A 12,651-nucleotide genomic window follows, 5' to 3' on the forward strand; every position below is an offset into this window, starting at 1 on the left:
TGACGCCGCGGTGACGCCGCCATTGCCCAGAAGTGTCTTGTCCGGGCAGACGCGCCTACACTGGGTCTTTCTGCCAACGAGGAAAACGCCGATGAAACGCATCCTGCTTGCGCTTGCCCTGGGTGGACTGGCCGGCGGCGTGATGGCTGCCGATGCACCGACCCTGCCGGTCACCAGGGCTCCCGCCGACGCCACGGTCTACATCATCTCGCCCGGCGATGGCGCCACTGTCGGCCGGGAATTCACCGTGCGCTTCGGTCTCAAGGGCATGGGCGTGGCGCCGGCCGGCGTGTCCAAGGAGCACACGGGCCACCATCACCTGCTGGTCGACGTGAAGGAGCTGCCGGCTGCCGGTGTGCCGATTCCGAAGGACGACAACCATCTCCACTTCGGTGGCGGCCAGACCGAAACCACGCTCAAGCTGAAGCCCGGCACGCACACCTTGCAACTGGAGCTTGGTGACGAGAACCACGTGCCGTTCGCCCCGCCGCTGGTGTCGAAGAAGATCACCATCCACGTCAAGTGAGGCCGGGCAGCACTCGCTTGCCGGTTGCGGTCAGTGCCCGAAGTAGATCGAGACGCCTAGATTGGTCTGCCAATCGGGAGCCGCGCCACTCAGCCGGCGATCGAAGCCGGCATCGAGCTGCACGCGCGGGGTGACCATCCATGCCAGCCCGCCACCGGCGACCGTGCCGCTGCCCTGATCCGGCACATGCAACCAGGCGGCCTCGGCATACAGCGTCACCGTCTTGCCCAGCGCGTAGTTGTCGCTGGCCGCCACGGTGGTACTGTCCGCGCCGCCGCTGCGCACGTCCTGGAGATACAGGCCCAGTGAGTTGTTCTCGTTTGCCTGCAGGTTGAACTGTGCCCCAAGCAGGTACTGGCGGCGCTCGCTGCGAAACGCCTGTGCGCCATCGGTGAATTCCACGCTGCCGAGCAATCCCCAGCTGAAGGCCTGGTTTGAGGAGGGCAGGGCGAGCTTCAATCCCAGGACGGTGTCGCCGTGCCCCTGGATGCTGGTGTCGCCGCCCGCACCTGTCTGCCGCAATGCATTCCATGGTGAACTGCCGAGTTGCAATTCCACCGGACCGCCAAGGCCGATGCGCAGCAGGCTGTCCGCGCTGTACAGTGAACTTGAGGTGCCATCCTGTCGGTCGCGGCTCCAGTCCGGCAGTCCCTGCTCGACGATGATGTCGCCAGCATCCAGCACGACGGGCGTGAAACCGTAGCCAGGGCGGTCATAGCCGGGGTTGCCGGCCCATGCGGGCTGGGTGAGGCCGAGCCCGCCCAGTATCGGCATGACGAACCGCGCAAGGTACGGAATGCGGCGTGTGTGCCGCATCATGCATCGGCTGCCGCCCCGGTATCGGCTAAAATCCATCGCTTCGTTCCGTTCCTTCAGAAAAGACCCCATGACCGTTCGTACCCGCTTCGCTCCCAGCCCAACCGGTTTCCTGCATATTGGCGGTGCGCGCACTGCACTGTATTGCTGGCTGGAGTCGCGTCGCCGCGGTGGCGAATTCATCTTGCGCATCGAGGATACCGACCGCGAGCGTTCGACCGACGAGGCCGTGAAAGCCATCATCGATGCGATGCACTGGCTCGACCTCGACGCCGACGAAGGTCCGTTCTACCAGACCCAGCGGCTGGAGCGATACAAGCAGGTGGCCGATGAGCTGGTTGCCGCCGGCAAGGCGTATTACGCCTACGAGAGCAAGGACGAGATCGAGGCGATGCGCGAGGCCGCGATGGCGAAGGGCGAGAAGCCGCGCTACAACGGCTATTACCGGGATCGCAACGAGCCTTTCCGTGAAGATCCCAATCGCGTGATCCGTTTCCGCAATCCGAGCGAAGGTTCGGTGGTATTCGACGACAAGGTGAAGGGCCGGATCGAGTGGGCGAACACCGAGCTGGACGACCTGGTGATCTTCCGCTCCGACGGCTGGCCGACCTACAACTTCGCCGTGGTTGTCGATGATATCGACATGGGCATCACCGAGGTGATCCGTGGCGACGACCACGTCAACAACACGCCGCGCCAGATCAACATCTATCACGCGCTCGGTGCCAAGGTGCCGGAGTTCGCGCATCTGCCGATGATCCTCGACAAGGAAGGCAAGAAGCTGTCCAAGCGCACCAGCGCGGTCAGCGTGATGGATTACCGCGCCGACGGCTTCGTGCCGCACGCGCTGCTGAACTACCTGGTGCGGCTGGGCTGGTCGCATGGCGATCAGGAGATCTTTTCGCGTGAGCAGATGATTGCGCTGTTCGACATCAGTGATGTCAACAAGGCCGCTTCGCGCTTCGATACCGAGAAGCTCGCCTGGCTCAACCAGCATTACCTGAAGACCGACGAGCCGCAGTCGCTGGTGGCGGAGTTCGCCTGGCATCTGCAGCATGCCGGCATCGATAGCTCGAAAGGCCCGGCGCCGGTCGACGTGATCATCGCGCTGCGCGACCGCGTACACACGCTGAAGGAAATGGCCGAGCGCGCGAAGATCTGGTACGCGCCGATCGCCGAATGGGACGACAAGGCAGTCGCCAAGCACCTGAAGAACGACAGTGCGGTGGCCGTGCTAAACGCGGCAAAGTCGTTGCTGGCCGATTGCGAGTGGAAACCCGAGCCGATCCATCAGGTGATCGAGCAGGTGGCCGCGAAACTGGAACTGGGCATGGGCAAGATCGCCCAGCCGCTGCGCGTGGCGATGACCGGCACCCAGGTGTCGCCGTCGATCGAGCACACGATCTATCTGGCCGGTCGCGCCGAGGCGCTCAAGCGCGTCGACGACGCGATCGCCCTGGCGCAGGGTTGATCCCGCCATCATGTCGATGACGCACTGAGCGCGGCATGGACGATCTGATCGCCAGAGCCTCCCAGGGCGTTGATCCCGACGCACCGGGCGCGTTCTGGCAGATCTTCGTCAATCTGTTGAATATGCTGCCGTGGGCCGCCATGTTCTGGTGGAACCTGCTGTTCGTTGCCGTCGGTGCATTGTTGGGTTGGTGGCGCGGCCGAACCGCGGAAGGCATCGTCTGGGCGCTGGTGCTGGGGCCGATCGGCTGGGTCGTGATCCTCGCCAAGCCCCGGCCCAAACCGCCTGCCAGGCCGCCGCCGTTGCGGCGGTGAACTCGGCCAGGGTACGCGGCAGGCGCCAGTGTATGATCCATCCAGAGGTAAGACCCTTGAGCCACGACGCTGCCCACCACACGCACGCGCATCACCCGCATCATCACGATGCGAAGGGTTTCGTACGCGCGGTCGAGCATGCCAGCGAGGAACGCGGCCTGCGCCTTACGCCGTTGCGCAAGGAAGTGCTGGAGCTGATCGCCGACGCGCACAAGCCGATCAAGGCCTACGACCTGCTCGACCTGCTGCGTGAGAAGCACGGCAATGCGGCACCGCCCACGGTCTACCGTGCGCTTGATTTCCTGCTGGAGAACGGCTTCATCCACAAGTTGGAATCGATCAACGCCTTCGTCTCCTGCCACCATCCGGCCGAGGCGCATCAGGTACCGTTCCTGATCTGCGATACCTGTTCCAGCGCGCAGGAAGTGTGCGATGAGCGAGTGGCCGAGCTGATCGAGGCCCAGGCCGCGGCACTCGGCTTCCGGCCGCAGGCGCAGACGCTGGAAGTGCACGGCACCTGCAAGAACTGCCGTAAGCCCTGATCGGCCTTGTTAGATCGTTGGTCGCCTCGGCGAGACGGTATGGCGCTCTTGAATGTTATAAAGTAACATATCATCCACTAGGGTTATCGAGTCGCCACGTTTGGCGACGGCAGACAGGTCGATGGACTCCGAGCAGGCAAACAAATCCCGCTGGTGGCATGTGGCCGACCGCATCGGTGCGACGGCTTCGTTCCTGTGCGCGATCCACTGTGCGCTGTTGCCGTTCGTGCTGGCGCTGTTGCCGTTCATCGGCCTGGAGTTTCTGGCCGATCATCGTTTCGAGCGCGGCTTCGTGTTCTTCGCCTGCACGCTCGCCCTGTTCGCGATGATCCGCGGCTATCGTCGTCACCAGGTCACGCTGCCCTTGCTGCTGGCCGCGCCAGGGCTGGGCCTGCTGCTGCTTGGCGTCACTTACGCCGAGCACTATTCGGTGATCCTGCACAGCGTGCTGGTGACCTGTGGCGGCCTGCTGGTGGCTTCGGCGCATTTCGTCAATCTGCGCAGTGACCGTCGCTACGGCCATGACCATGTGCATGGCCCGCAGTGCGCGCACTGAATCGCGTGCAGCCGCACCCTCGTGATTGTGTAACGGCAGCTGCCGTTCCTAGCATGCACGGATGAGCATGTCGCATACGCACTCGCACGATCATCCACGCGCGCATGAGCACGCCATTCCGGGCGGTGGCCAGGACCGCAAGCTGCTGTTTGCCTTCGTCCTGACCACCTTGATGATGGTGGCCGAGGTGGTCGGCGGCGCATGGTCCGGCTCGTTGGCGCTGCTGGCCGATGCCGGTCACATGATGGTCGACGCACTGGCGCTGCTGCTGGCGCTGGTCGGCGCGTGGATGGCGACCCGGCCGGCCGATGCGCGGCGCAGCTACGGCTATGGCCGGATCGAGGTGCTGGTTGGCTTCGTCAATGCACTGAGCCAGTTCGTCCTGGTTGGCTGGATCATCTACGAGGCGATCACCCGGCTGATGCACCCCGGGGAAATCCTGTCCGGGACGATGCTGGTGGTGGCGATCATCGGCCTGCTGGTGAACCTGCTGGTGCTGCGCATGCTGCACGGGCATGCGCATGACAACGTCAATCTGGCCGGCGCGAGCCTGCACGTCTTGGGCGACCTGCTCGGTTCGGTGGCGGCGGTGGTGGCGGCGCTGGCGATCCGCTGGCTTGGTTGGGAGTGGGCCGATCCGGTGCTGTCGTTGCTGGTGTCGCTGCTGATCCTCAACAGTGCGTGGCGCCTGTTGCGGCTGTCCGGGCACATCCTGCTTGAAGGCGTCCCCGACGGGATGGACAGTGCGGCAGTGGAAGTGTCGCTGCGTGGTGCCGATCCGTCGATCCGTGATATTCACCACCTGCACGTATGGCAGCTCGCGTCGGGCTCGCGCATGGCGACCCTGCATGCCGAGCTGCATGAGCATGCCGATGGCGCGCAGGCCTTGCGGGCGATCAAGCAGATGCTGCGGGAGCATTTCGGCGTCCAGCATGTGACCGTGCAGATCGATCCGGGCGAATGCCTGGATCAGGCGCCGGGTTGTGCGGGGCACGGCCATCGCTGACGCTGGCTGCTGAGGTCCCGCGCTGCTATGATGGTAGGCCGTTCATCCAATAAATCAAGGAGTTCCCATGGGTAAGGGCGATCGCAAGACCCGTCGCGGCAAGACCTACCGCGGCAGCTACGGCAATACCCGTGCGCACGGCGCGCTGCCGGCCGTCGTCGGCGCCAAGCCGACGGTGACCAAGCCGGCCGCCGCGAAGAAGGCTGCGCCGAAGAAGAAGTCGGCCTGAGCCAGCCCGCACCGGACTGATGAAGACCCCCGCCCCGGCGGGGGTTTTTGTTTTCAGGGATGTGGATTTGTTCGAGTCGCAGTCGATACGCCTGATCGTGCGCCTGTGTCGCAGGCGATGGCTGGGGACGCAGCGAACGTCATTGCCCGTCCCGTCGATTCGTTGCGCATCGAGCCGACGCGCGGGAGATGGCTGTCCCGGCGCCGGAATCTGAATGCCGGTTGACACACTTAGGCAACCGGTTTGCCGCGCTGCCACATGCCATGTATCATTCGATCCATTGTGTTAATGCATTAGTACATTATGAAACGTCGATCGCTGGATCCCGAAACCCCCGACGAGTCAGCCAAGCTGAGCCTTTGCGAGGCCCTGCTGTCGATGAAGAACGCCGACGAGATGGGCGCCTTCCTGGGCGACTTGTGCACGCCTGCCGAACTGGAGGTGCTGGTGGACCGTTGGCGGGTGGTGCCGTATCTGCTGGAAGGCATCGCCTATCGGGAGATCCACGAGCGCACCGCGGTCAGCATCACCACCATCGGACGGGTGGCTCGCTATCTCAACCAGGGCAACGGCGGCTATCTGGCTGCGGCAGCTCGCGCGGCCCGCCGGCAATCGCTGGCGGCGAAGAAGGCAAAGGCATGAAGACGCGTGACCGTTTGCGTATTGCGATGCAGAAATCCGGCCGGCTCACCGAGCCTGCGCTGGAACTGCTCACCCGTTGCGGGCTCACGTTCCGGCAGAGTCGCGACAAGCTGTTCTGTTTCGGTGAGGGCGAGCCGGTCGACCTGCTGCTGGTGCGCGATGACGACATCCCCGGCTTGATCGCCCAAGGTGTTTGTGACCTCGGCATCGTCGGACGCAATGTGCTGAGCGAATTCCAACTCACCGCCGGATGCGAGCTTGCGCCGCTCAGCGAACTGCGTCCGCTCGGCTTCGGTCGCTGCCGCTTGTCGATCGCGGTGCCGCAGGAGCTGGATTACCACGGGCCGCAGCAGTTGGAAGGCCGGCGTATCGCCACCTCGTATCCCGGCCTGCTCGGCGAGTGGCTGCGCACGCATGCCGTGGATGCCGGCGTCGTGATGCTGGCCGGTTCGGTCGAGATCGCGCCGAAGCTGGGCACCGCCGATGCGATCTGCGACCTGGTGCAAAGCGGCGGCACCCTGGTCGCGAACCAGTTGCGCGAGGCCGAGGTGCTGCTGGAAAGCGAGGCGGTGCTGGCGGGGTCGTTGACGCTGCCGGTCGATGAGCGCGGCGACATGCTGGAGCTTCTGCTGAAGCGGCTGGATGGCGTGATCCAGGTGCGCGAATCACGCCTGCTGCTGCTGCAGACCTCGCGTCACACGCTGGAGGCGGTTACCCGGCTGCTGCCGGGTGGGCCACAGCCAACCCTGCTGTCGGTGGCCGGTCAGCCGGATCAGCTGATGCTACAGGCGCTGTGCGCCGGCGAGGTGAGCTGGCGGCAGCTGGAAGAGATCAAGAAGGCCGGTGCGCGCGAGATGTATGTGTTGCCGGTGGAGAAAATGCTCGTATGAAGCAGGTTGGCATGAACCGTATCGACTGGAATGCGTTGGACGATGCTGCGCGAGGCGAGGCATTGGCGCGCCCCGCACAGTCGCGCGCCGATGAGCTGCGGCGCGGCGTCGAGCGGATCGTCGCCGCCGTGCGCGAACGTGGTGATACCGCATTGCGGGAACTCAGCGCGAAATACGACCGTTGCGCGCTGGAAGCGATCGAAGTGGACGAGGCCGAGTTCGCCGCCGCCGAAGCATCGCTCGATCCGGCCCTGAAAGCCGCGATCCACGAAGCGGCCGCACGCATCGAACTGTTCCATCGTGCGGCTGCGCCGCAGCCCGTGGGCGTGGATACCGCTGCTGGCGTCCGGGTGGAGCGGATCTTGCGCCCGATCAGCCGGATCGGCCTGTATGTGCCGGCGGGCACGGCGCCGTTGCCATCGACCGCACTGATGCTCGGCATCCCGGCGCAGATCGCCGGTTGCCGCCAGGTGGTGTTGTGTTCGCCGGCGCGCGCCGACGGATCCTGCGACGAGGCGGTGCTGTATGCGGCACGCGTCACCGGCGTGCACAAGGTATTCAAGCTCGGGGGTGCGCAGGCGATCGCGGCGATGGCGTATGGCACGTCCAGCGTACCGAAGTGCGACAAGTTGTTTGGCCCCGGCAACGCCTGGGTTACCGAGGCTAAGCTGCAAGTCTCCGCTGATCCGGATGGTGCGGCGATCGACATGCCTGCTGGCCCCTCCGAGGTGCTGGTGATTGCCGATGCCGACGCCAACCCGATGTTCGTCGCCGCCGATCTGCTGTCACAGGCCGAACATGGCCCGGATTCGCAGGTGATCCTGCTGAGTCCTTCCACGGCGCTGCTGGACCAGGTGGCGATCGAGGTCGAGCGGCAACGTGCCGAACTGCCGCGTGGCGACATCGCGGAGAAGGCGCTGGCGCAGAGTCGTTCGATCGCCGTCGATTCGCTGGCGCAGGCGGTCGCGGTGAGCAACCGCTACGCGCCCGAGCACCTGATCCTGCAGGTGGCCGAGCCCCGCGCCTTGCTGGATGGCATCGACAGCGCCGGCTCGATCTTCCTCGGTGCATGGACGCCTGAATCGGTAGGCGATTACTGCAGCGGCAGCAATCATGTGCTGCCGACCTACGGTTATGCGCGCAGCTACAGCGGCATATCGGTGGCGAGCTACCAGAAGCAGATCACGGTGCAGGAAGTGAGTGAAGAAGGCTTGCGCAATATCGGCCCGTGCACGGCGACGCTGGCGGCGGCCGAGCAACTGGAAGCACATCGTCGCGCCGTGACCCTGCGCCTGGCAGCACTGGAGGCGCGGCCATGAGCGTGCTCGATCTGGCACGGCCGGAAATCCGCGCCATGCAGCCGTATTCCTCCGCCCGCATGGAGGCCAGCGGTGGTCAGGTATTCCTCAACGCGAATGAATCCGCATGGGCGCCGGTGGGCGACGATGGCCTCGGTTGCAACCGCTATCCCGAGCCGCAGCCAGCAGCCTTGGTCGACGCGCTGGCCGCGCTCTACGGCGTGCGCCGCGAACAATTGCTGGTGGGCCGTGGCAGCGACGAGGCGATCGATCTGCTGGTGCGTGCGTTCTGTCGTGCCGGCGAAGACGCGATCCTGATCCAGCCGCCGACCTTCGGCATGTACGCGGTATGTGCACGGATCCAGAATGCCGGCGTGATCGAGGTGGCGCTGCAGGCCGATTTCACCCTGGACGTGGACGCGATACTCGCTGCGATGACGCCGGCGGTGAAACTGGTCTTCATCTGCACCCCGAACAATCCCACCGGCCAACTGGTGCCGCGGGCGAGTGTCGAACGGCTTGCGCAGGCGCTGGCCGGTCGCGCGTTGCTGGTGGTGGACGAAGCCTACGTGGAGTTCACGGATGCTGGCGACACCAGCGTGGCCGACCTGATCGACCGCTACGACAATCTTGCCGTACTGCGTACCTTGTCGAAGGCCTGGGCCTTGGCTGGCGCGCGCATCGGTACGTTGCTGGCGAACGCCGAGGTGATCGCGCTGCTCAAGCGGATCATGCCGCCGTATCCGCTGCCCTTGCCGTGCGTGGAAGCTGCGCTGATCGCGTTGTCCGGCTGGGGCCAGGTGAATGCGCGCAATCATGTCGCCATCGTGCGCAATCAGCGGGGGCGGATGCATGAAGCGTTGCGCCAACTGCCCGGCGTGCGCGAGGTGCTGCCGTCGCAGGCGAATTTCCTGGCCGTGCGTTTCGAGGACGCTGGCGCGATGTATCAGAAGCTGCTTGCCGCGGGCATCGTGGTACGCGATGTACGCCGCTATCCGAATCTTGGCGACGCGCTGCGCATCACCATCGGTACACCCGATGAAAACGATCGTGTCCTGAACGAGTTGAAACAGGCGGCCATCGGTGGCCGTGGTTTTGTCGGCAAACCGGCTTCGGGTGACTACGCATGAGCCGCAAGATTCTTTTCGTCGATCGTGACGGTTGCCTGATCGAGGAGCCGGCTGACGAACAGATCGACAGCTACGACAAGCTGGCGCTGTTGCCGGGCGTGATCGCCGCGCTGCAGCGCTTCGTCGCCGCTGGTTACGAGCTGGTGATGGTGACGAACCAGGATGGCCTCGGTACCGACAGTTTCCCCGAGCCGCACTTCGCCGGGCCGCACGAGCTGCTGATGCGCATCCTCGCCTCGCAGGGAGTGCGTTTCCGTGAAGTGCTGATCGACCGCAGTTTCCCGCATGAGGGCAAGGACACCCGCAAGCCGGGCATCGGCATGCTGCGCCATTACCTCGCCGACGACGGCTGGAGCCGGGCGGCCTCGGCGATGGTCGGCGATCGCGAGACGGATCTGCAGTTCGCCGCGAACCTCGGCGTGCGCGGCCTGCGCGTGGGCCCGCTCGGCGTGAGCTGGGACGAGCTTGCACACCAGCTGCTGGATGCGCCGCGCACGGCGACGGTGGTGCGCAATACCAAGGAAACCCGCATCACGGTCAGCGTGGACCTGGACAAGCTGGCCGAGCCGAAGGCGCATACCGGGCTGGGTTTCTTCGACCACATGCTGGAACAGATCGGCAAGCACGGCGGCTTCGCGCTGGAGCTGAGTTGCGACGGCGACACCCACATCGACGAGCACCACACCATCGAGGACTGCGCGCTGGCGCTGGGGCAGGCATTGAAGCAGGCGCTGGGCGACAAGCGCGGCATCGGTCGTTACGGCTTCACCTTGCCGATGGACGAGTCGCAGGCCAGCGCGGCGCTGGATCTGTCCGGGCGGCCGTACTTCGTGTTCGATGGCCGCTTCCCGCGCGAACGCGTGGGCGAGGTGCCGACCGAACTGGTGCCGCACTTCTTCCGCTCGCTGTGCGAGACGCTGGGCGCGAACCTGCACCTGGCCGTGCAGGGCGACAATGCGCATCACATGGTCGAAGCCTGCTTCAAGGTGGTCGCGCGCACATTGCGCCAGGCAATTCGCCGCGAAGGCAGTGAGTTGCCCAGCACCAAGGGCGCCTTGTAATGAGCGTGGTCCTCGTCGATGCGGGCGGCACCAATATCGGCTCGGTACGCTATGCGCTGCAGCGGCTCGGCGTGGATGCCGCGCTGACGGCGGACGCCGCGGCGATCCGCTCTGCCGACAAGGTGATCCTGCCCGGCGTCGGTGCGGCCGGTCCCGGCATGGCGCGGCTGCGCGAGCTTGGATTGATCGAACTGATGCGTACGCTGACCCAGCCGGTGCTCGGCGTTTGCCTGGGCATGCAGCTGTTGTGCGCGGATTCGGAGGAGGGCGATACCACCTGCCTCGGGCTGATACCGGCGTCGGTGCGCCGTTTCGTCGAAGCTCCCGGCCTGCGCGTGCCGCACATGGGCTGGAATCAACTGCGCGCGAAACAGCCGCACCCGTTGCTGGCCGGACTGGGCGGCGACGATCAGGCCTACTTCGTGCACAGCTATGCGGTGCCGGTGGGCGACTGGAGTCTTGCCACCAGCGACTACGGCGAAACGTTCTCGGCGGTGATCGCCCGCGACAACTTCCACGGCATGCAATTCCACCCTGAGCGCTCCGCCGCGGTTGGCGCGAAGCTCCTGCAGAATTTTCTCTCGTTATGACATTCGAAGTGATCCCGGCGATCGACCTGCGCGCCGGCCAGGTGGTACGCCTTAAACAGGGCGACTACGCGCAGCAGACTACCTATGCAAGCGATCCGCGCGAGCTGGCGCAGCGCTATGCCGCTGCGGGTGCACGCTGGCTACATCTGGTCGATCTGGACGGCGCCCGTTCCGGCAGCCTCGACAACCTGGCTGTCATCCAGGCCATCGCCGTCGACGGCATGCAGATTCAGGCCGGTGGTGGCGTGCGCGGGGAGGCCGATCTCCAGCGTCTGTTCGAGGCCGGCGTGCGTCGCGTGGTGCTGGGCAGCGTGGCGATCCGCGAGCCCGGGCTGGTCGCCGGCTGGCTGGCCAAATACGGCGCCGAGCGGCTGACCATCGCGCTCGACACACGCCTTGTCGACGGCCGCTGGGCCTTGCCCAGTGCCGGCTGGACCGAAGTCGAGGCGCGCACGCTGGACGAGCTCGCACCGTGGTATGCCGCGCGTGGCGCACGCCATCTGCTGTGCACCGACATCGACCGCGACGGCATGCTGGCCGGTTTCAATCTGGAGCTGTATCGCCATCTCGCCCATCGCGTGCCGCAGCTGGCGGTGCAGGCTTCCGGCGGCGTGCGTTCGCTGGACGATATCCGTGCGGCACGCGAGGCCGGTGCACAGGGCGTGATCCTTGGGCGTGCCTTGCTGGAAGGGCGCTTCACCGTGCAGGAGGCGCTGGCATGTTGAGTCGCCGCATCATTCCCTGCCTGGACGTGCGCGACGGCAAGGTGGTCAAGGGCGTGCGTTTCCGCGATCACGTGGTGATGGGTGAGATCGTCGACCTCGCCTTGCGTTATCGCGACGAGGGTGCCGACGAACTGGTGTTCTACGACATCACCGCCAGCCCGGAAGGACGCGGCGTAGATCGCGGCTGGGTCGAGCGGGTGGCACGGGTGATCGACATTCCGTTCTGCGTCGCCGGCGGCATTCGTTCGGTGGACGAGGCGCGCGCGGTGCTGCATGCCGGCGCCGACAAGATTTCGGTCAACTCGCCGGCGCTGGAACGCCCAGCACTGATCGACGAACTGGCGGCTGCATTCGGCGTGCAGTGCGTGGTGGTCGGCATCGACTCGCTGCGCGATGCGGATGGTGCTTGGCGCGTACGCCAATACACCGGCGACCCCACGAAAACGCAGGCGCTGCCGCGTATGACTTCGGACTGGATGATCGAGGCGCAGCAGCGCGGTGCCGGCGAGATCGTGCTCAACTGCATGGGTAGCGACGGTGTGCGCCAGGGCTACGATCTGGAGCAGCTGTCGATGGTCCGCGCGATCTGCCGGGTGCCGCTGATTGCCTCCGGCGGTGCCGGCGCGCCGGAGCATTTCCGCGATGCCTTCGTCGAGGCCGACGTGGACGGCGCACTGGCCGCCAGCGTGTTTCACTCCGGTGCCATCGCGATCCCCGAACTCAAGCACTATCTGCGCGGGCAGGGCGTGGCGGTCAGAGAAGTGAGTAAAGAAGCGAGGAGTGAGAAGTGAGAGAAAAGCTGACCCCAGATCAATGGCCGCAGTCCGCGGCGCTCTTACCCACTCCTCACTCCTT

The 12,651-nt window shown here is 65.4% G+C and carries 16 protein-coding genes; 15 read left to right on the plus strand and 1 reads right to left on the minus strand.

Annotated features, from left to right (window positions below):
- Nucleotides 1–91 precede the first annotated feature (91 nt).
- Nucleotides 92–526: a DUF4399 domain-containing protein gene (locus B0E46_RS09555; protein ID WP_077555567.1), complete on the plus strand. Its 435-nt coding sequence runs from the start codon at nt 92–94 to the stop codon at nt 524–526.
- Between the two features lie 30 nt (nt 527–556).
- Here the strand turns inward: B0E46_RS09555 and B0E46_RS09560 are convergent, their stop codons facing one another.
- Nucleotides 557–1,345: a transporter gene (locus B0E46_RS09560; RefSeq protein WP_139350494.1), complete on the minus strand. Its 789-nt coding sequence runs from the start codon at nt 1,343–1,345 to the stop codon at nt 557–559.
- Nucleotides 1,346–1,412: 67 nt separating this feature from the next.
- Here B0E46_RS09560 and gltX point away from each other — a divergent pair, with 67 nt between their 5' ends.
- From gltX to hisF, 14 genes are all read left to right on the plus strand, one after another.
- A complete protein-coding gene (gene gltX / locus B0E46_RS09565; protein ID WP_077555568.1) occupies nt 1,413–2,813 on the plus strand; it encodes a glutamate--tRNA ligase in 1,401 nt (466 codons plus the stop codon).
- A gap of 35 nt (nt 2,814–2,848) precedes the next feature.
- Nucleotides 2,849–3,127: a hypothetical protein gene (locus B0E46_RS09570; RefSeq protein WP_077555569.1), complete on the plus strand. Its 279-nt coding sequence runs from the start codon at nt 2,849–2,851 to the stop codon at nt 3,125–3,127.
- A gap of 32 nt (nt 3,128–3,159) precedes the next feature.
- Nucleotides 3,160–3,669: a transcriptional repressor gene (locus tag B0E46_RS09575; RefSeq protein WP_077555570.1), complete on the plus strand. Its 510-nt coding sequence runs from the start codon at nt 3,160–3,162 to the stop codon at nt 3,667–3,669.
- A 121-nt stretch (nt 3,670–3,790) separates the two neighbouring features.
- The gene (locus B0E46_RS09580) at nt 3,791–4,225 is read left to right on the plus strand and encodes a MerC domain-containing protein (RefSeq protein WP_077555803.1); all 435 of its coding nucleotides are present in this window, start codon (nt 3,791–3,793) and stop codon (nt 4,223–4,225) included.
- Nucleotides 4,226–4,286: 61 nt separating this feature from the next.
- Nucleotides 4,287–5,231, plus strand: coding sequence for a cation diffusion facilitator family transporter (locus B0E46_RS09585; protein ID WP_077555571.1), 945 nt, complete (start codon nt 4,287–4,289; stop codon nt 5,229–5,231).
- Nucleotides 5,232–5,298: 67 nt separating this feature from the next.
- Nucleotides 5,299–5,460, plus strand: coding sequence for a 30S ribosomal protein THX (locus B0E46_RS09590; protein WP_007805033.1), 162 nt, complete (start codon nt 5,299–5,301; stop codon nt 5,458–5,460).
- Nucleotides 5,461–5,763: 303 nt separating this feature from the next.
- Nucleotides 5,764–6,102, plus strand: coding sequence for a YerC/YecD family TrpR-related protein (locus B0E46_RS09595; RefSeq protein WP_077441929.1), 339 nt, complete (start codon nt 5,764–5,766; stop codon nt 6,100–6,102).
- Nucleotides 6,099–6,992: an ATP phosphoribosyltransferase gene (gene hisG, locus B0E46_RS09600; protein WP_077555572.1), complete on the plus strand. Its 894-nt coding sequence runs from the start codon at nt 6,099–6,101 to the stop codon at nt 6,990–6,992. Before B0E46_RS09595 ends, hisG begins: the two co-directional genes overlap by 4 nt.
- Before the next feature lie 11 nt (nt 6,993–7,003).
- Nucleotides 7,004–8,311, plus strand: a complete 1,308-nt coding sequence (hisD, locus tag B0E46_RS09605) for a histidinol dehydrogenase (RefSeq protein WP_077555804.1) — start codon at nt 7,004–7,006, stop codon at nt 8,309–8,311.
- The gene (hisC, locus tag B0E46_RS09610; RefSeq protein ID WP_077555573.1) at nt 8,308–9,420 is read left to right on the plus strand and encodes a histidinol-phosphate transaminase; all 1,113 of its coding nucleotides are present in this window, start codon (nt 8,308–8,310) and stop codon (nt 9,418–9,420) included. Before hisD ends, hisC begins: the two co-directional genes overlap by 4 nt.
- The gene (hisB, locus tag B0E46_RS09615) at nt 9,417–10,481 is read left to right on the plus strand and encodes a bifunctional histidinol-phosphatase/imidazoleglycerol-phosphate dehydratase HisB (protein ID WP_077555574.1); all 1,065 of its coding nucleotides are present in this window, start codon (nt 9,417–9,419) and stop codon (nt 10,479–10,481) included. The genes hisC and hisB overlap by 4 nt, the downstream gene beginning before the upstream one ends.
- On the plus strand, nt 10,481–11,071 hold the full coding sequence (hisH, locus tag B0E46_RS09620) for an imidazole glycerol phosphate synthase subunit HisH (protein ID WP_077555575.1): 591 nt from the start codon (nt 10,481–10,483) through the stop codon (nt 11,069–11,071). Before hisB ends, hisH begins: the two co-directional genes overlap by 1 nt.
- Entirely contained in the window at nt 11,068–11,796 is a 729-nt protein-coding gene (hisA, locus tag B0E46_RS09625) for a 1-(5-phosphoribosyl)-5-[(5-phosphoribosylamino)methylideneamino]imidazole-4-carboxamide isomerase (RefSeq protein ID WP_077555576.1), read from the plus strand. Before hisH ends, hisA begins: the two co-directional genes overlap by 4 nt.
- A complete protein-coding gene (gene hisF / locus B0E46_RS09630; RefSeq protein WP_077555577.1) occupies nt 11,790–12,587 on the plus strand; it encodes an imidazole glycerol phosphate synthase subunit HisF in 798 nt (265 codons plus the stop codon). Before hisA ends, hisF begins: the two co-directional genes overlap by 7 nt.
- Nucleotides 12,588–12,651 lie beyond the last annotated feature (64 nt).

The organism is Rhodanobacter sp. B04 (genome assembly GCF_002001125.1).
GTDB lineage: Bacteria > Pseudomonadota > Gammaproteobacteria > Xanthomonadales > Rhodanobacteraceae > Rhodanobacter.

Bases quoted from the DNA above. Each gene is read 5' to 3' on its own strand.
- B0E46_RS09555 (WP_077555567.1), top strand. From the start codon at position 92: ATGAAACGCATCCTGCTTGCGCTTGCCCTGGGTGGACTGGCCGGCGGC.
- B0E46_RS09560 (WP_139350494.1), bottom strand. From the start codon at position 1,345: ATGATGCGGCACACACGCCGCATTCCGTACCTTGCGCGGTTCGTCATG.
- gltX (WP_077555568.1), top strand. From the start codon at position 1,413: ATGACCGTTCGTACCCGCTTCGCTCCCAGCCCAACCGGTTTCCTGCAT.
- B0E46_RS09570 (WP_077555569.1), top strand. From the start codon at position 2,849: ATGGACGATCTGATCGCCAGAGCCTCCCAGGGCGTTGATCCCGACGCA.
- B0E46_RS09575 (WP_077555570.1), top strand. From the start codon at position 3,160: ATGATCCATCCAGAGGTAAGACCCTTGAGCCACGACGCTGCCCACCAC.
- B0E46_RS09580 (WP_077555803.1), top strand. From the start codon at position 3,791: ATGGACTCCGAGCAGGCAAACAAATCCCGCTGGTGGCATGTGGCCGAC.
- B0E46_RS09585 (WP_077555571.1), top strand. From the start codon at position 4,287: ATGAGCATGTCGCATACGCACTCGCACGATCATCCACGCGCGCATGAG.
- B0E46_RS09590 (WP_007805033.1), top strand. From the start codon at position 5,299: ATGGGTAAGGGCGATCGCAAGACCCGTCGCGGCAAGACCTACCGCGGC.
- B0E46_RS09595 (WP_077441929.1), top strand. From the start codon at position 5,764: ATGAAACGTCGATCGCTGGATCCCGAAACCCCCGACGAGTCAGCCAAG.
- hisG (WP_077555572.1), top strand. From the start codon at position 6,099: ATGAAGACGCGTGACCGTTTGCGTATTGCGATGCAGAAATCCGGCCGG.
- hisD (WP_077555804.1), top strand. From the start codon at position 7,004: ATGAACCGTATCGACTGGAATGCGTTGGACGATGCTGCGCGAGGCGAG.
- hisC (WP_077555573.1), top strand. From the start codon at position 8,308: ATGAGCGTGCTCGATCTGGCACGGCCGGAAATCCGCGCCATGCAGCCG.
- hisB (WP_077555574.1), top strand. From the start codon at position 9,417: ATGAGCCGCAAGATTCTTTTCGTCGATCGTGACGGTTGCCTGATCGAG.
- hisH (WP_077555575.1), top strand. From the start codon at position 10,481: ATGAGCGTGGTCCTCGTCGATGCGGGCGGCACCAATATCGGCTCGGTA.
- hisA (WP_077555576.1), top strand. From the start codon at position 11,068: ATGACATTCGAAGTGATCCCGGCGATCGACCTGCGCGCCGGCCAGGTG.
- hisF (WP_077555577.1), top strand. From the start codon at position 11,790: ATGTTGAGTCGCCGCATCATTCCCTGCCTGGACGTGCGCGACGGCAAG.